This is a genomic window from Isoptericola halotolerans (assembly GCF_013149785.1).
Lineage (GTDB): Bacteria > Actinomycetota > Actinomycetes > Actinomycetales > Cellulomonadaceae > Isoptericola > Isoptericola halotolerans.
Genome location: NZ_JABEZU010000005.1, coordinates 46,777 through 65,420, shown reverse-complemented (window position 1 = coordinate 65,420; position 18,644 = coordinate 46,777). Strand labels below are relative to the sequence as shown.

19 protein-coding genes are annotated in these 18,644 nt (G+C 72.9%); 9 read left to right on the top strand and 10 right to left on the bottom strand.

Features of this window, described 5'->3' with window-relative positions:
- Positions 1-18 precede the first annotated feature (18 nt).
- A complete protein-coding gene (locus HDG69_RS17165) occupies positions 19-1,083 on the top strand; it encodes a YeiH family protein (RefSeq protein ID WP_171785061.1) in 1,065 nt (354 codons plus the stop codon).
- 26 nt (positions 1,084-1,109) lie between these two features.
- On the opposite strand, the gene HDG69_RS17160 is transcribed toward HDG69_RS17165, so the two are convergent.
- The 4 genes from HDG69_RS17160 to HDG69_RS17145 are packed head-to-tail and all read right to left on the bottom strand — an operon-like array spanning position 1,110 to position 4,801.
- Positions 1,110-1,874 carry an HAD-IA family hydrolase gene (locus HDG69_RS17160; RefSeq protein ID WP_171785060.1) on the bottom strand — a complete coding sequence of 255 codons (765 nt, stop codon included), beginning with the start codon at positions 1,872-1,874 and terminating at the stop codon, positions 1,110-1,112.
- Complete coding sequence (gene gltX, locus HDG69_RS17155; protein ID WP_171785059.1) at positions 1,871-3,334, bottom strand: glutamate--tRNA ligase; 1,464 nt, start codon at positions 3,332-3,334, stop codon at positions 1,871-1,873. Before gltX ends, HDG69_RS17160 begins: the two co-directional genes overlap by 4 nt.
- The gene (locus tag HDG69_RS17150; RefSeq protein WP_171785058.1) at positions 3,331-4,008 is read right to left on the bottom strand and encodes a class I SAM-dependent methyltransferase; all 678 of its coding nucleotides are present in this window, start codon (positions 4,006-4,008) and stop codon (positions 3,331-3,333) included. Before HDG69_RS17150 ends, gltX begins: the two co-directional genes overlap by 4 nt.
- Positions 4,009-4,018: 10 nt before the next feature.
- Positions 4,019-4,801 carry a fumarylacetoacetate hydrolase family protein gene (locus tag HDG69_RS17145; RefSeq protein WP_171785057.1) on the bottom strand — a complete coding sequence of 261 codons (783 nt, stop codon included), beginning with the start codon at positions 4,799-4,801 and terminating at the stop codon, positions 4,019-4,021.
- A 113-nt stretch (positions 4,802-4,914) separates the two neighbouring features.
- Here HDG69_RS17145 and HDG69_RS17140 point away from each other — a divergent pair, with 113 nt between their 5' ends.
- Positions 4,915-5,724 carry a DUF4190 domain-containing protein gene (locus HDG69_RS17140; protein WP_171785056.1) on the top strand — a complete coding sequence of 270 codons (810 nt, stop codon included), beginning with the start codon at positions 4,915-4,917 and terminating at the stop codon, positions 5,722-5,724.
- An 88-nt stretch (positions 5,725-5,812) separates the two neighbouring features.
- Positions 5,813-6,715, top strand: coding sequence for a DUF4190 domain-containing protein (locus HDG69_RS17135; RefSeq protein ID WP_171785055.1), 903 nt, complete (start codon positions 5,813-5,815; stop codon positions 6,713-6,715).
- 16 nt (positions 6,716-6,731) lie between these two features.
- Here HDG69_RS17135 and HDG69_RS17130 read toward each other — a convergent pair whose 3' ends face one another.
- A complete protein-coding gene (locus tag HDG69_RS17130; RefSeq protein ID WP_246256765.1) occupies positions 6,732-7,700 on the bottom strand; it encodes a class I SAM-dependent methyltransferase in 969 nt (322 codons plus the stop codon).
- A 75-nt stretch (positions 7,701-7,775) separates the two neighbouring features.
- Here HDG69_RS17130 and HDG69_RS17125 point away from each other — a divergent pair, with 75 nt between their 5' ends.
- Positions 7,776-8,909 carry a heparan-alpha-glucosaminide N-acetyltransferase domain-containing protein gene (locus HDG69_RS17125; protein ID WP_171785054.1) on the top strand — a complete coding sequence of 378 codons (1,134 nt, stop codon included), beginning with the start codon at positions 7,776-7,778 and terminating at the stop codon, positions 8,907-8,909.
- Between the two features lie 31 nt (positions 8,910-8,940).
- On the opposite strand, the gene HDG69_RS17120 is transcribed toward HDG69_RS17125, so the two are convergent.
- Positions 8,941-9,780 (bottom strand): PhzF family phenazine biosynthesis protein, encoded by an 840-nt coding sequence (locus HDG69_RS17120; protein WP_171785053.1) that lies wholly within the window; start codon positions 9,778-9,780, stop codon positions 8,941-8,943.
- 40 nt (positions 9,781-9,820) lie between these two features.
- Positions 9,821-9,985 carry a hypothetical protein gene (locus HDG69_RS17115; protein WP_171785052.1) on the bottom strand — a complete coding sequence of 55 codons (165 nt, stop codon included), beginning with the start codon at positions 9,983-9,985 and terminating at the stop codon, positions 9,821-9,823.
- A 107-nt stretch (positions 9,986-10,092) separates the two neighbouring features.
- On the opposite strand from HDG69_RS17115, the gene HDG69_RS17110 reads away from it, so the two are divergent.
- A complete protein-coding gene (locus HDG69_RS17110; protein WP_171785312.1) occupies positions 10,093-10,968 on the top strand; it encodes a 3-methyladenine DNA glycosylase in 876 nt (291 codons plus the stop codon).
- A 45-nt stretch (positions 10,969-11,013) separates the two neighbouring features.
- Here the strand turns inward: HDG69_RS17110 and HDG69_RS17105 are convergent, their stop codons facing one another.
- Both HDG69_RS17105 and HDG69_RS17100 read right to left on the bottom strand, forming a co-directional pair.
- On the bottom strand, positions 11,014-11,550 hold the full coding sequence (locus tag HDG69_RS17105; RefSeq protein ID WP_171785051.1) for an Ltp family lipoprotein: 537 nt from the start codon (positions 11,548-11,550) through the stop codon (positions 11,014-11,016).
- An 87-nt stretch (positions 11,551-11,637) separates the two neighbouring features.
- Entirely contained in the window at positions 11,638-12,177 is a 540-nt protein-coding gene (locus HDG69_RS17100) for a CGNR zinc finger domain-containing protein (RefSeq protein WP_171785050.1), read from the bottom strand.
- A gap of 38 nt (positions 12,178-12,215) precedes the next feature.
- On the opposite strand from HDG69_RS17100, the gene HDG69_RS17095 reads away from it, so the two are divergent.
- The 4 genes from HDG69_RS17095 to HDG69_RS17080 all read left to right on the top strand — a co-directional run bounded on the left by HDG69_RS17095 (position 12,216) and on the right by HDG69_RS17080 (position 17,674).
- Positions 12,216-13,202: an EamA family transporter gene (locus HDG69_RS17095; protein ID WP_171785049.1), complete on the top strand. Its 987-nt coding sequence runs from the start codon at positions 12,216-12,218 to the stop codon at positions 13,200-13,202.
- Between the two features lie 8 nt (positions 13,203-13,210).
- The gene (locus HDG69_RS17090) at positions 13,211-13,954 is read left to right on the top strand and encodes an aminoglycoside 3'-phosphotransferase (protein ID WP_171785048.1); all 744 of its coding nucleotides are present in this window, start codon (positions 13,211-13,213) and stop codon (positions 13,952-13,954) included.
- Positions 13,955-14,102: 148 nt separating this feature from the next.
- Positions 14,103-14,825, top strand: coding sequence for a lytic polysaccharide monooxygenase (locus HDG69_RS17085; protein WP_171785047.1), 723 nt, complete (start codon positions 14,103-14,105; stop codon positions 14,823-14,825).
- A gap of 116 nt (positions 14,826-14,941) precedes the next feature.
- Positions 14,942-17,674 carry a DEAD/DEAH box helicase gene (locus HDG69_RS17080; protein ID WP_171785046.1) on the top strand — a complete coding sequence of 911 codons (2,733 nt, stop codon included), beginning with the start codon at positions 14,942-14,944 and terminating at the stop codon, positions 17,672-17,674.
- 138 nt (positions 17,675-17,812) lie between these two features.
- Here HDG69_RS17080 and HDG69_RS17075 read toward each other — a convergent pair whose 3' ends face one another.
- The gene (locus tag HDG69_RS17075; protein WP_171785045.1) at positions 17,813-18,565 is read right to left on the bottom strand and encodes a TSUP family transporter; all 753 of its coding nucleotides are present in this window, start codon (positions 18,563-18,565) and stop codon (positions 17,813-17,815) included.
- Positions 18,566-18,644 lie beyond the last annotated feature (79 nt).

Genomic DNA, 18,644 nt, shown 5'->3' with positions numbered 1-18,644 from the left:
GGGAACCAGGGTGGCAACATGTCCCGACTCCTCCCCGGGCTCGCGCTCTGCGCAGGTGCGACGACGATGCTCCTCGGGCTCGCTCCCTTGCTGGCCCGGGCCGTGCCGTCGCTGTCCCCGCTGGTGCTCGCGCTCCTCGTGGGTGCGGCGGCCGGCTCGCTGCTCGGAGGCCGCCGAGAGCGCCACCTGGCCGGGGTCCCCGCCGCCGTCGGCCCCGGCACGGACTGGGTCGCGCGGCACGTGCTGCGTGGCGGCGTCGTCCTGCTGGGCCTGCAGCTGGCCGTCGGCGACGTCCTCGCACTCGGTGTGCGCGGACTGACCGTGGTGGTGCTCACCGTGGTGGTGACCTTCACCGCGACGCTCGCGCTCGGCCGCCGCCTGGGCATCCACCGGGACACCTCGCTGCTGGTGGCGACCGGGTTCTCGATCTGCGGCGCCGCCGCGGTCTCGGCCATGACCGGGGTCCTGGACCGGTCGCCCCGCGCCTCCCGCGACGACGACGCCGTCCCGGCCGCGCCGGCCGTCGCGCTGGCGCTGGTAGCGCTCTACGGCACGGCGGCCGTCGTCGTGCTGCCGTGGCTCGCCCGGCTCCTGGACCTCACCCCGGAGCAGGCCGGCCTGTGGATCGGGGCGAGCGTGCAGGAGGTGGCCCAGGTGGTCGCCGCCGCAGGCACCCTGGCGGGCACGACGGCGCTGGCGACGGCCACCGTGGCCAAGCTCGCGCGGGTCGCGCTCCTCGCGCCGCTGGTGGCGGCGACCGGGACGGTACGGGCCCGACGCGTCGCACCCTCGGAGCGCACGAGGGACGACGACAGCACCCGCCCGCCGCCCGTGCCCGGCTTCGTGCTGGGCTTCCTCGCCGCGGTCGTGGCCCGCAGTCTCGGGCTCGTCCCGCCCGCTGCGCTCGACGCCGCCGCGCAGGTCACCACCACGCTGTTCGTCGCGGCCATGTTCGCGCTGGGGCTCGGCGTCGACGTCCCCCGGCTGGTCCGCACCGGCGCCCGGCCGCTGCTGCTCGGTGCAGCCTCCGCCGTCGTCGTCACCGGCACCGCCCTGGGCGGCATGCTCCTCCTGACTCGCTGAGCCCGGCCTCGTCGAGCCGGGCGACGTCAGAGCCCGAACGCCACCGCGACGTCGTCCAGACCGGGCGCGACGACGATCCCGGCCTCGCGCAGCCGGGCCACGTCGACGTCGCGCTCGTCGGTGCGACGAGCGCCCGGACGGTCGAGCCACACGCCGAGGAGCCCGGCGTCGTGCGCGGCGCGGGCGTCGATCATCGGCTCGTCACCGACGTAGGCGGTGCGCCCGGGCGCGGAGCCCAGGAGCCGGGCACCCTCGACGAAGACGTCCGGGTGCGGCTTGCCGAAGCCGAGGGTGTCGACGCCCACCAGCACCGGCAGGTCCAGCCCGACGGCGGCCAGCTTGCGCTCCTGCAGCGCCACCGCGGCATTCGTCACCACACCGACGCGCAGCCCCGCGTCCCGCAGACCGGCCACGAACGGTGCGGCGTCGTCGAACGCACGCCAGGACCGCTCGAAGGTGCCCCAGAACAGCTCGTCCCAGGCGTCGAAGGCGTCCTCGCCCACCGGCGCCCCACCGAACGTCCGGTGCAGCAGGTCGGCGCGGAGCCGTCGCTGGGTGCGGTGGTCCGTCTCACCGCGGGTGTAGGACCGGTAGTGGCCCGCGGGGTCGCCGCGCCAGTGCTCCAGCACCGCGGCGTGGTCGACGTCACCGGGCAGGTGCGCCTCGGCGACGGCCGCGAGCGCCGCGGCGAACGCCCCCCGGGTGTCGACGAGGGTGTCGTCCACGTCCAGCAGGACGGCGTCCAGCAGCACCCCGTCGGCGCGGGCGCCGACCGCCCCGAAGGCCGTCACTGGGCGGGGGCCTGCGGCGGGTTCTCGGCGAGACGTGCCAGGGCGGCGTCGATGCGGCCGAGGGTGCGCTCGCGGCCGAGCACCTCGAGCGACTCGAAGAGCGGCAGCCCGATGGTCCGGCCGGTGACGGCGACCCGCACGGGGGCCTGCGCCTTGCCGAGCTTGAGCCCGTGCTGCTCGCCCGTGGCCGCGACCGCGTCCTTGAGCGGCTCGGCCTCCCACGGCTCGAGCGCAGCGAGAACGCCCCGCACGTCGGTGAGCAGCTCGACGGCGCCCGGCTTCATGGCCTTGTTCCAGGACTTCTCGTCCTCAGCGGGCGCGTCGAGGAACAGGAAGTCGACGTTGTTGGTGATGTCGCTGAGCAGCGCCACCCGGGACTGGGCGAGCGGCGCGACAGCGGCGAAGGCGGCGGGGTCGAACTGCTCCTCGGCCCAGGGTGCGCGCGGGGCCCGCAGCCACGGACCGACGGCCGCGACGAACTCCTCGACGGACATCGCCCGGATGTACTCGCCGTTGAACGAGGCGAGCTTCTTGAGGTCGAAGAACGCCGAGGCGGAGTTGACGTCCTCGATGCGGAACCGGGAGATCATCTCGTCGAACGGCAGGATCTCCTCGTCGTTGCCGGGCGCCCAGCCCAGCAGCATGAGGTAGTTGACCATCGCGGCCGGCAGGTATCCCTCGGCGAGGTAGTCCTCGAGCGCCACCTTGTCGCGGCGCTTGGAGAGCTTCTGCCGCTTCTCGTTGACGATCACCGGCAGGTGCGCCCACACGGGCGGCTGGGCGCCGAGCGCCTCCCACAGCAGCTGCTGCTTGGGGGTGTTCGGCAGGTGCTCCTCGCCGCGGATCACGTGGGTGATGCCCTCGTCGAGGTCGTCGACCACGTTCGCGAGCAGGAACACCGGCGAGCCGTCGCCGCGCGCGACGACGAAGTCCTCCATCGCGGCGTTCGGGAAGCTCGGGTTGCCGCGGATGAGGTCGACGACCTGCGTCTCGCCGTCGTCGGGGGTGCGGAAGCGCAGGGCGCGACCCGGTGCCCGCTCCAGGCCGCGCACGCGGCAGAACCCGTCGTAGCCGGACTGCTTGTTGCCGGTCCGCTCGGCGACGTCGTCACGCGTGCAGTCGCAGAAGTAGGCGCGGTCCGCCACGAGCAGGCGCTCGAGTGCTTCACCGTGCTTGTCGACGTTGGCCGACTGGAAGTAGGGGCCCTCGAAGGTGGGGTCGTCGGCGTGCATGCCGAGCGCAGCGTGCGCGGCCAGGATGCCGTCCACCCACTCGGGCTTGTTGCGCGAGGCGTCGGTGTCCTCGATACGCAGCACGAACGTCCCGCCGGTCTGCTTGGCGACCGCCCAGTTGAACAGCGCCGAACGGGCGCCGCCGACGTGGAACATGCCCGTCGGGGACGGGGCGAAGCGGACACGGACCGCCGAGGCGGGTGCGGGAGAGGCTGCTGCGGGATTCACGGGTCCAGGGTAGTGGCCCGACGGGGGTCGGTGTCGTCGAGCCGGACGAGGACCACGTGCTCGTCGACCCGGAGGCGCTCGATCCGCTGAACCTCGAACCCAGCATCGGCAGCGGCCTGCAGGATCGTCTCGCGCGGATGCACCACGAACCGCCAGTCGCTGCCGCGCAGGCGCGGGTAGATGTTGGACACGGGAGCCCAGAGACGCAACCAGCCTCGCGGGAAGGACACCACCAGGAACCGCCTGGCTCGTGACGCCGCGGCCGTCAGCAGACGCCGCGCGTCCGGGTAGCAGCACACCACGCTGTGCAGGGCGACGATGTCGACCGGTTCGACGGCGTCGGGCTGCGCAGCCAGGTCGCCCACGACCCGCTGCACCCGGGCGGCCAGTCCGGCCTCGGTGAGAAGCTCGGCTGCGGCATGGTCGTAGGCGCCGGACAGGTCGACGCAGGTCGCACGGTCCACGCCGGCCCGCATCATCTCCACGGTGAAGTCGCCGATGCCGGCACCCACCTCCAGCAGGGTCGCACCAGAGACCTCCCCCGCGCGGTACAGCTCGACCGTTCGCCGCGGCAGCACCGTCAGCCCGGATCGGCGGTAGCGCCGCGCAGCACGCCGGGCCTCCCGGTCGTCGAAGACCCGGTCGTAGCCCTGCGGCTCGCAGCACCCCGGCATGGTGGCCGTCTCAGTCGCGCCGCACCACGGGGTTGGCGAGCACGCCGATCCCCTCGACCTCGCACTCGACCCGGTCGCCGTGGTCCACGATGCCGACGCCTGCCGGGGTGCCGGTGAGCAGCACGTCCCCGGGAAGCAGGGTCATCGCCTTCGAGGCGTAGGACACCAGGTGCTCGACGTCGAAGACCATCTCGCTCGTGCGGCCGTCCTGCCGGCGCTCGCCGTTGACGCGCGAGCGCACCCCGACGTCCTCGGGGTCCAGGTCCGTCTCGATCCACGGTCCCAGCGGGCAGGAGGAGTCGAACCCCTTGGCGCGGGCCCACTGGTCGTCGGTGCGCTGGACGTCACGCGCGGTGACGTCGTTCGCGACCGTGTAGCCGAGCACGTAGGCGCGCGCGTTCTCCGGCTCCACGTCCTTGCACAGCTTGGAGATCACGACGGCGAGCTCGGCCTCGTAGGAGACCTCGCGCGTCCAGTCGGGCAGCACGATCGGGTCGTCGGGCCCCACGACGGACGTGTTCGGCTTGAGGAACAGCAGCGGCGCCGTCGGCGGCTCGTGGCCCATCTCGCGGACGTGGTCCAGATAGTTGCGACCCACGGCCACGACCTTGGACCGCGGGATCACGGGCGCGAGCAGGCGCACGCCGTCACCCAGCTCGACCCGCTCCCCCGTCGGCATGGCCGGCATGTAGAGCGGGTCGCCGCTCAGCACGGCCAGGTAGGTGGTGTCCCCCTCGGTCTGCACGAAGGCGAAGCGGGGGTCGTCGCCGGTGGTGAATCTCGCGATGCGCACGGGTCCAGGCTAACGGGCCTGCTGCCGGGCCGACCATGTGGCCCCGGGCCCACCGCCGGCATGCCACTCCCCGGTATCCTCGTCGCTCGATCCCCGTGACGAAGGAAGTCCGCATGAGCACGCCGACGTTCGACGCTCAGACAGGCCGGCCTAGCCCCTACACCGGCGGCCCGCACGATCCGCTGCAGCCGCGTCCGGCGTCGGAGAGGAAGGGCTTGGCGATCACGGCACTGGTGCTCGGCATCGTCGCACTCCTGGGCTGCTGGATCCCGTTCCTCAACATCGGCTCGGCCCTCCTCGGACTGGTCGGCGTCGTCCTCGGCATCATCGCGATCGTCCAGGCCTCACGAGGCAACGCCGGCGGCAGGGGGATGGCGCTCACCGGCACCATCCTGTCCGCCGTGGCCGTCGTCCTGGCCGTCGCCATCTCGATCGCCACCTACGCGTTCGTCAGCACGACCGTCCAGGATCGGTCCGAGGTGATCACCCAGAGCCTCGACGAGGCCGGTGTCGACGAAGACACGATCGAAGCACCCACCCCCGGTGAAGGCGCGAACACGGACGACACGGACGGTGAGACTCCCGGAGCCACCGCGGTCGACGTCGAGCTGTTCCTGCAGCAGAGGATCAGCGAGGTCAAGCTCCTGCGTGAGTCAGGCGACCTGTGGGAGCAGATCCCCGACGACGAGTTCAACCGGACTGCCGTGTCGGCCTACCTCTACTTGATGACAGACATGGAGCTGGCCACCCGGTTCGGCGTCGACGAGCAGACGGCCGACGAGTACGTCGAGCGCGCCCGGCACCTCGAGGAGCTGCTCATGGCGCAGGAACCTCTCGGCAGCAGCATCGACCTGACGTTCGAGGACGGGGTCTTCCGGTACGACGGCGACACCGGCGAGGGCGGCTACGTCGAGGAGCAGTGAGGAGCGACATTTCACCCGATCCGGTCGGTCGACGACGGTGTCGCGCCCGATAGCCTCATCACTTCCCTCCCCCGACGAAGGACGACGCATGAGCACGCCCCCGTACGACCCGCAGGCCTCGGGTCACCACCGGCCCGTCCCCTACGTCGACCACACCGCCCCCGCGGCGCCGTACACCGGGTACGAGGGTCCGCCCACGCATCCCGGCCAGCCACCGGCGCCGGGGCCGTACGGGTACCAGGAGCCGCGCCCGGCCTCCGAGAAGAAGGGGCTGGCGATCGCCGCCCTCGTGCTCGGCATCCTCGCCCTGCTCGGCTGCTGGATCCCGTTCCTCAACATCGGGTCGGCCGTCCTCGGCCTGGTCGGAGCCGTCCTCGGCATCGTGGCCGTCGTCCAGTCGTCGCGCGGCACCGCCGGCGGCAAGGGGATGGCGATCACCGGCACGGTGCTGTCCGTCGTCGCGATCGTGGCCTCGGTGCTCATCACGGTGGCGACCGCCGCGTTCTTCTCCTCGACCTACGACGAGCAGCTCCGCGAGCTCGAGCAGAGCCTCGAAGGTGCCGGCGTCGACCCCGGTGCCCTCGACGACCTCACCTCGGGCGCGAGCATGGGCGGCGTGGTCTCCTTCGACGAGACCTTCACCTACGACGACGGTCTGGCGATCACCGTGTCGGGACCCGAGGAGTTCACCCCGGGCGAGTACGCCGTCGGTGCCGACGGCGAGGGCACGCCGATGATCTTCGAGATCTCGGTGGACAACGGTACCGACGAGGTCTTCGAGCCCAGTCTGCTGTTCCCGGTCGTGGTCTCCGCGGGCTCCGAGTCCGGGCTGGTGTACGACGACGGCGTCGACACCTTTGCGAGCTCGTCGATCCAGCCGGGCAAGGTCCTGTCGTACACGACGGCGTTCATGGTCGCCGACGTCGACGACGTGCAGCTCGAACTGGAGCCGGGCTTCATGACGTACGAGACCCTCGTCGTCACGAACTGATCGACGCGCGCGACCTTCAGGCGCGGGCGAGGACCTCGCCGTGCAGGATGGCGAACCAGCCGTCCGGCGAGTGCGCCCAGGTGAGCCAGTCCTGCGCGAGCTGCTCGAGGGCGACGTCGTCCGCCAGGTTGGACTCGACGGCCTGGCGGGCGAAGTTCGACTCGACGCAACGCTCGGCCCAGAGCTGGCCCCACCACTCGCGGTCGGTCGGCGTCGCGTAGCACCACGACGACGCGCTCGGCACGGTACCGACGACGTCGAACCCGGCGTCGAGGACCCACGAGAAGAGGCGGCGGCCGGCGTCAGGCTCGAACCCGTAGGCGTGGGTGACCTCGTGGTAGAGCGTGTTCCACTCGGTCAGCCCCGCCGACTCCGGGTACCAGGCCATCGCGGCGTAGTCGGCGTCGCGCACGGCGACGAGCCCGCCGGGCCTGGCGACGCGCTTCATCTCCCGCAGCGCCGCCACGGGGTCCGAGAGGTGCTGCAGCAGCTGGTGGGCGTAGACGACGTCGAAGGTGTCGTCGTCGAAGGGCAGCTCGTACGCGTTGGCCTGCTGGAAGCTGACGTTGTGGGCACCGATCGCCTCGGCGTGCGAGCGTGCCGCGTCCAGCACGGTCTCGGACGCGTCCACGCCCACCACCCGGCCGCCCGCGACGATGCGACCGAGGTCCGTGGTGACGGTGCCGGGGCCGCAGCCGACGTCCAGCACGTGCATGTCGTCGCGCAGGTGCGGCAGCAGGAATCCGGCGGAGTTCTGCGCGGTACGGGCGCGGTGGGCGCGCAGCACCGACTCGTGGTGACCGTGCGTGTAGGACTCGGACTCCTGGCTCGGCACCGTCTGGTGGGAGCTCGGCGCCTCGATCGCGTCGGAGAGCGCCGCGCCGTGCGGCTCGTCGGAGGCGCTCCCGTTCGGTCCGTCGGCCGGGCTGCCGAAGCTCGGTGCCTCCGGGAACTCGGGCTCGGACTCCATCGAGAGATCGCTCATGGGGACAACCTAGTGAACACGCCGCGCCGGGACACGCTGTTCTCACGAGACGGACGCTGCGGGATCATCAGGCGCATGACCTCCGACGACGGCGCACCGGACCGACACGCTCCCCCCGCGGTGCGTGCAGCCGCGTCCTGGTGGGAGCGTGCCGGGCTGCGCCTGCGCGGCGGGCCGGGGCGCGTGGTAGGGCTCGACGCCGCCCGAGGCCTCGCCGTCCTGGGCATGTTCGCGGCCCACGTGGGGGTGGCCGAGGGACCGGCGGCATGGCTCGAGGTCGCGGACGGCCGGTCGTCGATCCTGTTCGCGCTGGTCGCCGGGGTCTCCCTGGGGGTCGTCACCGGCGGGCCGCGACCACTGGCAGGGGACCGGCTCGTCCATGCCCGGGCCCGCCTGCTGGTGCGGGCCGTGCTCCTGCTCGCGCTCGTCGGGCTGCTCGACCTGCTCGGCACCCGCGTGCTGCTCATCCTCGGCTTCTACGCGGCCTACTTCGTCCTGGCTCTGCCCTTCCTTCGCTGGGGCCCGCGACGTCTGGCCGTCGCCGCTGCGGTGGTCGCCGTCGTCGGCCCACCGGTCGCGTACTGGGCCCCCGAGCTCCTGGCGAGCGCCGGTCTGCGGCCACCCCGTGACGGGTCCGGTGCCCTCACCGACTTCTTGCTGACCGGCCACTACCCGGCGGTGGTGTGGATGGCGTACGTCCTCGCCGGGATGGCGATAGGGCGCTGCGACCTGCGCTCGGTCCGGCTGCGACGCCGGCTCGTGCTCGGCGGGCTCGGCGCCACCGCGGTCGGCTACCTGGTCTCGGCATGGTGGCTGGCGCGGCTCGAGCCGGAGTCCGCCGCCTGGCACCTCGCCCAGGCCGGGCCCCACGACGACACGTTCCTGGAGGTGCTCGGCTCCGGCGGGTTCGCCATGGCGGTGCTGGGGACGTGCCTGTACGTCGGGCGCGTCGGCGTCTGGGCGCTCGCCCCGCTGGCCGCCGTCGGGGCGATGGCACTGACCGTGTACTCGCTGCAGATCGTCGCGATCTGGCGGTGGGACCTGGTGGGCTCCACGACCAACGGGCCGTTGCTGGCCATGGTGCTGGTGACTCTCGTCGTGGCGACGCTGTGGCGGTCGTCGCTCGGGCGCGGGCCGCTGGAGCGGGTGTTCGCGGCGGTCGCGCGGCGCACCGCCCCACCACCGCGCGAGGACCGCCCGGCCGCCTGAGGCGCACGAGCCGCCGTCCGGGCCCGAAGGCTCAGAAGCTCACGTCACCGCGCACCGTGGTGACCGTCGCCCCGCCGACCCACACCGTCCCGTCCTCGTCACGTCGGACGTGGACGCGACCGCGCCGGCCGAGGACGGTGCCCTGCGAGGCGACGTACCCGGCCGGCAGCACCGACCCGGCGAGCCACTCCCCCAGCCCGGCGTTGAGCGAGCCCGTGACGGGGTCCTCCGGGACGCCGAGGCCCGGCACGAAGGCCCGCACCTCGACGTCCGCGTCGGTGGCCCCGGGGGCGTGCGGACCCACGGCCCCGATCTTCAGGCCGCCGAACGCACCGAGGTCGGGGGCCAGCGCGAGGACGGCGTCGGCGTCGGCCAGCCGCACCGCGACCCATCCCGGGCCGTTGTCGACCCACGCGGCGTCCACGACGTCGTCGCGCGCGATGCACAGGGCTCGCACGACGCGGTCCAGGTCGTCGCCCGCCACCGGGCCGGAGCGGAGCAACGGCGGGCCGGCGAACGCGAGCCGGTCGGAGGACCGGGCGACGGTCACCAGCCCGACACCGCACTCCTGCACGACAGCGACGTCGGAGGCCGGGACACCCCCGGACTCCAGCCAGGCGTGCGCCGTGCCGAGCGTCGGGTGGCCGGCGAACGGCAGCTCGCCGCCGGGCGTCCAGATGCGGACGCGGTAGTCGGCGCCGGGCCGGGTCGGCTCGCTCAGGAAGGTGGTCTCGGACAGGTTGGTCCACCGCGCGAACGCGGCCATCTGCTCGTCGGCCAGGTCGTCGGCGCCGTGCACGACGGCGACCGGGTTCCCGGCGAGCGGGGCCGCGCCGAAGACGTCGACCTGGCGGAAGGGAAGAGTCGGCATACCGGCACCCTAGAGCGGGCTCACGGGCGCCGCGCTCCCGTCAGCCCGCGTACTGCAGCAGCGTCCACAGCACGGCCGACAGCCCGACGAGGAGCCCGACGGCGGGTCCGTGCTGCTGGATCCAGGTGTCCTGAGGCACGTGCGGCGTCGGCTTGACGCCGTCCTGCTCCGCCTCGAGGTCCGACTGCGTTCCGATGGTGGCCATGGTCACCACCTCCCGTCTCCTCCATGATACGTCCGTCCGCCTAGGCTGGCAGGGTGACCAGCCCTGCCCCGACGGCAGCTCCCGAGCGCGAGCCGCGCACCGTCGTCGTGCCCGGATGGCGCGACCGGGCCGCCACGCACGCCGAGCGCGCCGACGCCCTGACGGTGGTCTGGCGGGCCGCCCGCGACCGCGGTGAGAAGCACGCGATCGAGGACTTCCTGTTCACGTACTACCCGACGCGGGTGAGCCACCTGCGGCGCTGGCACGCCGGGGTGGGCGCCGTGGTCCCCGCGCCGGCCGACGACGAGCGCCACGGCTGGCGCTGGTACCGCGGCACGCCGCTGCCCGACGGCGCGACGGGCGTCACGCTCGACGTCGAGGCGTTCCTCGCGGACCGGGGCGAGGCCGTGCGGTACGTGCGGGCGCTGGTCGGTGCGACAGGGTCCCGGGCCGGGACGTTCGGCTGCTTCGGGCTGCACGAGTGGGCCATGGTCTACCGGGACGCCGCCGCGGGCCGCGACCACCGGCACCCGCTGCCGCTGCGCCTCGGGCACGACGGCACGGACAGGGTGGTGGAGTCCCACCGCGTCGGGTGCTCGCACTTCGACGCCTACCGGTTCTTCGCCCCCGAGGCCCGCGACGCCAACGAGCTGCGGCCCAGCCGCGAGCGCCAGGTCGCCATGGAGCAGCCGGGCTGCCTGCACGCCAACATGGACCTGTACAAGTGGGCGTCGAAGCTGGGGCCTGCCGTGCCCGGCGAGCTGCTGCTGGACGCGTTCGAGCTGGCGCGCGACATCCGGTACACCGACATGGCGGCCTCCCCGTACGACGTCTCGGGCTACGGCATCGAGGCGGTGGCGATCGAGACACCGGAGGGCAAGGCGGAGTACGTGCGCCGCCAGCGAGGGTTCGCCGAACGCGCGCAGGGCCTGCGCGTGCGGCTGCTCGAGGTGTGCGACACCGTGCTCGCCGACGGGACCTGAGCCGCACTGAGACCCGCGCTGCCTCGAGAACCCGCGGCAGGGCGGTCAGAGCCCGACGGCGTCGACCCCGTACTCGGCCTGTTCCGCCGTGTAGCCCTCGAACTCGAGCTGGGCGATCAGCCCCGACCGCGAGAACGTCGAGTAGTCCAGGTAGGACTCGGCGCTGCGCACAGCCTGCTCCTTCCAGCTCACGTCCAGGGCGTTCACCCCGTAGGTCGCGTCCTGCGTCGAGTAGCCCTCGAACTCCAGCTGCTCGATCAGCCCCGACTTCGAGAACCCGGAGTAGTCCAGGTAGGACACGGCGCTCTCGCGGGCGTTGCGCTCGGCGACGGTCTCGTCCGGCTCGGACTCGGGCTCGGGCTCAGGCTCAGGCTCGGACTCGGGCTCGGCGCCTTCGTCCGGCTCCTCGCGCGGCTCCTCGACGTCGTCGACAACCTGCTCCTCGACCGTCTGCTCCTCGAGGGCCTCTTCCGTGTCGGTGGCCGACGGCCCCGAGGTCTCGTCCTCGGGTAGTGAACAGCCCACCAGTCCCGCAGCCAGCAGACCGGCCGTCAGCGTTCGGATGATCCTGCTGGTGCGCATGAACTCTCCCCCGGGTCAACACCGATGTGTCCATCTGACCCCGGGGACGTCCCGCTCGACGGACAGCACACAGGTTTCACCCGCTCGTCAGGAGGCACCGGCCCGGCGCGCCCGGTGCGCCGCCTGGGCGTTGCGGTTGGTGCAGGTGGTCGAGCAGTACCGCCGGGACCGGTTGCGCGAGAGGTCGAGCACGATCCCGTCGCAGCCGGTGTCGGCGCACACGGCGAGCCGGGACATCTCGTCGGAGCGGACGACGTCGACCATCGCCATCGCGGTCTCGGCAAGGATCCGGTGGTCCAGCGGGGCGCCGTCGTCCACCGCGTGCAGGTGCCAGTCCTCGTGCTCGTGGCGCACCAGGCGGGGTACCGCACCGACCTCCGACAGCATGGCGTTGACGAGGCCGGCGACGTCGTCCCGCGGGGCGAGGAGGAGATCACGCAGGCGGGGGGCGAGGCCGAGTACGGCACGCAGCTCTTCCTCGGTGCCGTCGTGGCGGCCCGTGTACCCGTGCCTGCGGAAGAACCCGTCGAGGTCGGCCACCGTGGCGAGGGTGACGGGCGGCTCGACGGCGTTGACGAGCTCGGTCGCCGACTGGAGCGCACCCGCCGTGTCATGAGTGAACGGCATCTTGACACATTATCAGGACCCCCGTAGCGTCACGAGCCATGAGATCAGTGACGCCTGACGCGGTGCGCTCACGGAGCACGGCGACCCGCATCGGGCTGCTGCTCGCGGTGGTCTCGGCCCTCGCCTTCAGCCTCTCCGGACCGCTGGCGGGCGCCCTGTTCGAGACCGGCTGGAGCCCGGGCGCCGTCGTCATCGTGCGGATGGCGGTCGGCGCGCTCGTCGTCCTGCCGCTCGGCATCAGGGCGCTGCACGGGCGCTGGGACGTCGTGCGACGCAACGCCCGGATGATCGTCGCCTACGGGCTGCTCGGCGTGGCGGCCACCCAGTTCTGCTTCTTCGTCGCCGTGCAGCACATGCAGGTCGGCCCGGCGCTGCTCGTCGAGTACTCCGCGCCGGCCGCCGTCGTCGTCTGGCTGTGGCTGCGCCGCGGTCAGCGACCGACGCGGGCCACGCTCGGCGGCGTCGCCCTCGCCCTCGTCGGCCTGCTGCTGGTGCTGGACCTCACCGGGGCCCGCGTCTCCCTCGTCGGCACCGCGTGGGCGCTCGGCGCGATGATCGGGGCGTCCGCGTACTTCCTGCTCAACGCGCGCGCCGACACCGGCCTGCCGCCCCTGAGCCTCGCCGCCGGCGGACTGACCGTCGGGACGCTGTCCCTCGGCGCGCTCGCCGCCGTCGGGCTGCTCCCGATGTCGGCCTCGACCGCTCCCGTGACGCTCGGCGGCGCGACCCTGCCGTGGTGGTCGGCGCTCGCCGTCCTGGGTGTCGTGGCAGCAGGGGTCGCCTACGTCACCGGCATCGCCGCCGGGCGACGGCTCGGCGCCCGAGCCTCCTCGTTCATGGGTCTGCTCGAGGTGCTCAGCGCGGTGCTGCTCGCCTGGGCCCTGCTCGGACAGCTCCCGAGCCCGGTGCAGCTCACCGGCGGTGCGCTCGTGCTCGCCGGGGTGGTGGTGGTCCAGCAGGGAGAGGCCGCAGCGGCACGCCGCACGACGAATACCCTGGCCGCGAGCGCCCGACGTCGGCGATGATGCTCCGCATGGACCGTCCGCTCGCCGCCGCTCCCACCGGGCCGGTCACGGTCCCGCCACCCATCCTGCGGCTCGCCGCCGACGACGACGTCACGCCCGTCTGGCGCAACGAGCTCGGCGGCCTGACCTTCCGGCTCTCCGGCCCCGGCAGCGTGCGGTACGCCAAGTGGGTGGCGGCCGGCACGCCCGAGCTCGACCTCGACGCCGAGGCCGAACGACTGGCCTGGGCGGCGCGCCACGCCGTCGTCCCCCGGGTGCTCTCCCGCGGCCGCGACATCGACGGCTCGTGGCTCGTCACGACCGGGCTGCCAGGGCGGTCCGCCGTCGACCCGGTCTGGCGCGACCGGCCCGACGACGCCGCCCGGGCGATCGGCGCCGGCCTGCGCACCCTGCACGACGCGCTGCCCGTCGACGACTGCCCGTTCACCTGGAGCGCCGAGGAACGCATCAGCCGGCTCGACGACGCGGATCGCGAGGCGCTCGGACCGGTCCCGGAGGTGGACCGCCCCGTGGTGTGTCACGGCGACGCCTGTGCGCCCAACACGCTCGTGGCCGACGACGCCACCCCTGCCGGTCACGTCGACCTCGGGACGCTCGGGGTGGCCGACCGCTGGGCGGACCTCGCGGTGGCGAGCATGAGCCTCGGCTGGAACTACGTCGGCGACCACGAGGCCGCGCTCTTCGACGCGTACGGCGTGGCACCCGACCAGGAGCGGATCGCCTTCTACCGCGAGCTGTGGGAGCTGGGCTGAACCCGTCGCCCCTGCCCGCGTACCGGCTCGCCGGTACGCGAGATCCCGTACGGCCGTCGACGGTTGACGCGTTTCACCTGATGTGCGCCGTGGTTGCCCCGGCCTAGCGTCGGGTCCGTCCAGAGACCCGACGAACAGGAGATGTCTGATGCGATGGCGCACAGCACTGGTCACCGCCGTCACCGGCCTGGTGGCGCTGCTCGCCCCCCTGGCCGTGGCACCGACCGCCGCAGCCCACGGCTGGGTCACCAACCCGCCGAGCCGCCAGGACCACTGCGCGAACGGCACCGTGTCGTTCGACTGCGGTGGTATCCAGTACGAACCGCAGAGCGTCGAGGCGCCCAAGGGCTCCATGGAGTGCTCGGGAGGCAGCGGCTTCGACGTGCTCGACGACGCGACCCTGGCCTGGCCGCGCACCGCCGTCGACTCCTCGGTGACGATGCGGTGGCAGCTCACCGCGAGGCACGCCACCAGCACGTGGGAGTACTTCGTCGACGGCGTGCTGCACCGGACGTTCGACGACGGCGGCGCACAGCCGGGTGCCGTCGTCGAGCACACGCTCGACAGCCTGCCCGCGGGTGACCACACGATCCTCGCCCGCTGGAACGTCGCGGACACCCCGATGGCGTTCTACGCCTGCGTCGACGTGACGGTGGGCGGCGGGTCCGGATCCGACCCGGACCCGGACCCTGAGCCGGATCCCGAGCCCGGTGAGTGCGAGGCCGCCGCCTGGGACCCCGCCGCGGTCTACCTCAACGGTGACCAGGTCTCCCACGACGGCCGCACGTACCAGGCCGCGTGGTGGACCCGCGGCGAGGACCCCGCGTCCGCCGGTGAGTGGGGCGTCTGGCGCGACCTCGGCGCCTGCTGACCGTCTGACCTCGTCCGATCGGCATCTTGTGCTCGGATCGGCAGCTCGAGCTGCCGATCCGAGCACGAGATGCCGATCAGTCGTCACGCCCCGGCACGACTGCGAGAATGGCCGCGATGACTGCCACCGACGCCCCCTCGACCACCCCGACGACGGCACCGCGGCCGGCCGGCACCCTGCTGCCGTACCTGCCCGCCCCGACGGGCAAGGCACCCGACCCGGACGTGCTGTTCGAGGGGTTCGGCGAGTGGGCGTCGTCCACCGGTCGCAGCCTCTACCCGCACCAGGAGGAGGCGCTGCTGGAGCTCATGACCGGCTCGCACGTCGTCCTCGCCACCCCGACCGGGTCCGGCAAGTCGATGGTGGCCATGGGGGCCCAGTTCGCGGCCCTGGCCGCCCGGCGGTCCGGGAACGGCGGGCGGACGTACTACACCGCCCCGCTCAAGGCGCTCGTCAGCGAGAAGTTCTTCGACCTGGTCGCCGCCTTCGGGTCGCGCAACGTCGGGATGATGACCGGCGACAGCGCCGTCAACGCCGACGCGCCGATCATCTGCTGCACCGCGGAGATCCTCGCCAACCTCGCCCTGCGTCGAGGTGCCGGCTCCCCCGGGGACGACGACTTCATCGCCCAGGTCGTCATGGACGAGTTCCACTACTACGGCGACCCGCAGCGCGGCTGGGCCTGGCAGGTGCCGCTGCTCGAGCTGCCGCACACCCAGCTCCTGCTGATGTCCGCCACGCTCGGGGACACCACCCGGCTGCGCGAGGATCTCGAGGAGCGGTCCGGCCGCCCCGTGGCCGAGGTCGCCGACGCCGAACGGCCGGTCCCCCTGACCTTCTCCTACGTCCAGGAGCCCCTGCCGGAGGTCATCGAGGAGCTCGTCACGACGCACCGCGCTCCCGTCTACGTCGTCCACTTCACCCAGAAGGACGCCGTCGACCGCGCGCAGGCGCTGCTGAGCACCAAGCTCGCCTCCAAGGAGGAGAAGGCCGCCATCGCCACCGAGATCGGCGCGTTCCGGTTCGGCACCGGGTTCGGCAAGGTGCTCAGCAAGTACCTGCGCGCCGGCGTGGGGGTCCACCACGCCGGCATGCTGCCCAAGTACCGCCGGCTCGTCGAACGGCTGACCCAGCGGGGGCTGCTCAAGGTCGTGTGCGGCACCGACACCCTGGGGGTGGGCATCAACGTGCCCATCCGCACCGTGCTGATGACCTCCCTGGTCAAGTTCGACGGCGAACGGATGCGTCACCTCAGTGCGCGTGAGTTCCACCAGATCGCGGGACGCGCCGGCCGCGCCGGGTTCGACACCCTCGGCGAGGTGCTCGTCATGGCGCCCGACCACGTCATCGAGAACCGCAAGGCTGTCGCCAAGGCCGGCGACGACCCGAAGAAGCTCAAGAAGCTGGTCCGCAAGAAGGCCCCCTCAGGATCGGTGAACTGGACCGACTCCACCTTCGAGCGGTTGCGCGACGCACCGCCGGAACCGCTGGCCAGCCAGTTCACCGTCAACCACGCCATGGTCCTCAACGTCCTGGCCCGCACCCGCGACGAGCGCGCGGCAGCCGGCCCGGACTCCGTGGACCCGGTCGAGGCGATGCGGCACCTGCTCACCTCGAACCACGACACCGCCGCCCAGCAGGCCGCGCACGTGCGCCAGGCGCTGCGCATCTACCGGTCGCTGCGCGTCGCCGGCGTCGTCGAGCGAGTGCGCGTCCCCGACGCCTCGCGCCCGGCGGGCTACCGCCCGAGCGTCCGCCTCGAGGTCGACCTGCCGCGCGACTTCGCGCTCAACGCACCCCTGTCACCGTTCGCCCTGGCGGCCATGGACCTGCTCGACGTCGACTCCCCCACGCACGCCCTCGACGTCGTCTCCGTCATCGAGGCGACCCTCGACGACCCGCGCCAGATCCTCTACGGCCAGCAGCGCAAGGCCCGCGGCGTGGCCGTCGCCGAGATGAAGGCCGAGGGCATCGAGTACGACGAGCGCATGGAGCTGCTGGAGGAGGTCACCTGGCCGCGGCCGCTCGCCGAGCTCCTCGAACCGGCGTTCGCGGTCTACAAGCAGACCAACCCGTGGGTGGCCGGTGCCGAGCTCGCGCCGAAGTCCGTGGTGCGCGACATGCTCGAGCAGGCGATGACCTTCGCCGAGCTCGTCAGCATCTACGGCCTGGAGCGGACCGAGGGCGTGGTGCTGCGCTACCTGGCCGACGCGTTCCGCGCGATCCGGCAGGTGGTCCCCGAGGAGCACCGCACCGAGGACGTCCACGAGGTGATCGAGTGGCTCGGCGAGCTGGTGCGCGGCGTCGACTCCTCCCTGCTCGACGAGTGGGAGCGGCTGCAGAACCCGGTCGACGACGACGCCGACGACATCGTGGAGGGCGAGCTCGCCGAGGCCGGGGCGGAGGCGCCCGCACGACCCGTCACCGGCAACCCTCGCTCGTTCCGCCGCCTGGTGCGCAACGCCATGTTCCGCCATGTCGAGCTGGCCGCCCGTGAGGACTACGACGCGCTCGAGGCCCTCGACAAGGCCTCCGGGTGGGACGGCGACGCGTGGGCCGACGCCCTCGAGGACCTCTTCGAGACGCAGGGCGACGACGCGATCGGCTTCGGGGCGAACGCCCGCGCCTCGTCGCTGCTGACCATGCTCGAGCCGGGAGCCGAGCTCCCCTCCGGCGCCCCGCCGTCGGACGCACGGACCGTCCCCACCGGGACGTGGTGGGTGCGCCAGGTGCTCGACGACACGAACGGGGACCACGACTGGGCGATCACCGCACAGGTCGACCTCGCGGCGAGCGACGAGGCCGGCGCACCGGTCGTCACGATCGAGCACGTGGGCCAGATCGTCTGAACGCCGCGAGGCCGGGCGGAAACGCGGCACGGTGCGGGAACGAGAGGCCTCGGCAGGCAGGCTCGACGCCGAGGCGCGCCCGCAGCAGGCCGAGGCGGACCGCAAGGCCGCCGAGTCACCGCCCCTGAGGACCGGTCCTCACAGTCCCGTCAGGCCCCGGACCAGCGTCGCGAGGCCGCCCACGTACGCGAGCACGATGAGCACGCGCCGGGTGGCCTCGGCGGACACCCGCGGGGCGAGCACCTCGCCGATCGCCAGTCCCCCGACGATCGCGACCATGAGCAGCACCCACTGCCAGGGCTCCATCGAGGGGAACGAGGCGTCGGCCAGCACGATCTTGGCGACCAGCGCGGCGACGGCGTTCGCCGCGAAGAACGGTTGTGCCGTGGCCGCGAAGCGCTTGGGGTCCCAGCCGCTGAGCACGGCGTAGACCGCCACGGGCGGCCCGCCGATCCCCGCCGCGACCGAACCGATCCCGCTGGCGGTCCCGGTCAGTGCCAGCGGGAGGCCGCTCGACCCGTCCACCGGGTGCCGGCCCTCGCGGCGCAGGCGGGTGGTGAGGACCGCGAGCGTCATCGCGGCGATGATGAACAGCCCGATGGTGATCTCGAGGGCGGGCGCGCTCACGTCGCGCAGCAGCAGCGCGGCGGGCACCGTGACGACGAACGAGGACACCACCAGCCAGGCGAACTTGCGCCACTCCACGTCGCGCACCACACGTCCGAGGATGATCGACGAGGCGATGGCTCCTGCCAGGTTGACGAAGAGCACGCCCTCGAGCGGTCCGACGATGAGCACGATGAACGGGCCGGCCACCAGTCCGAACCCCATCCCGGTGACCCTCTGGAGGACTCCACCGACCAGGATCGCGAGGACGAGGAGGGTGAGCACGCCCCCACGCTACGCCGCGGCCCGGTCGACACCGGGCCCGACGGCGGCTCCCGCGCTGCGAGATCGGGCACACTGTCCG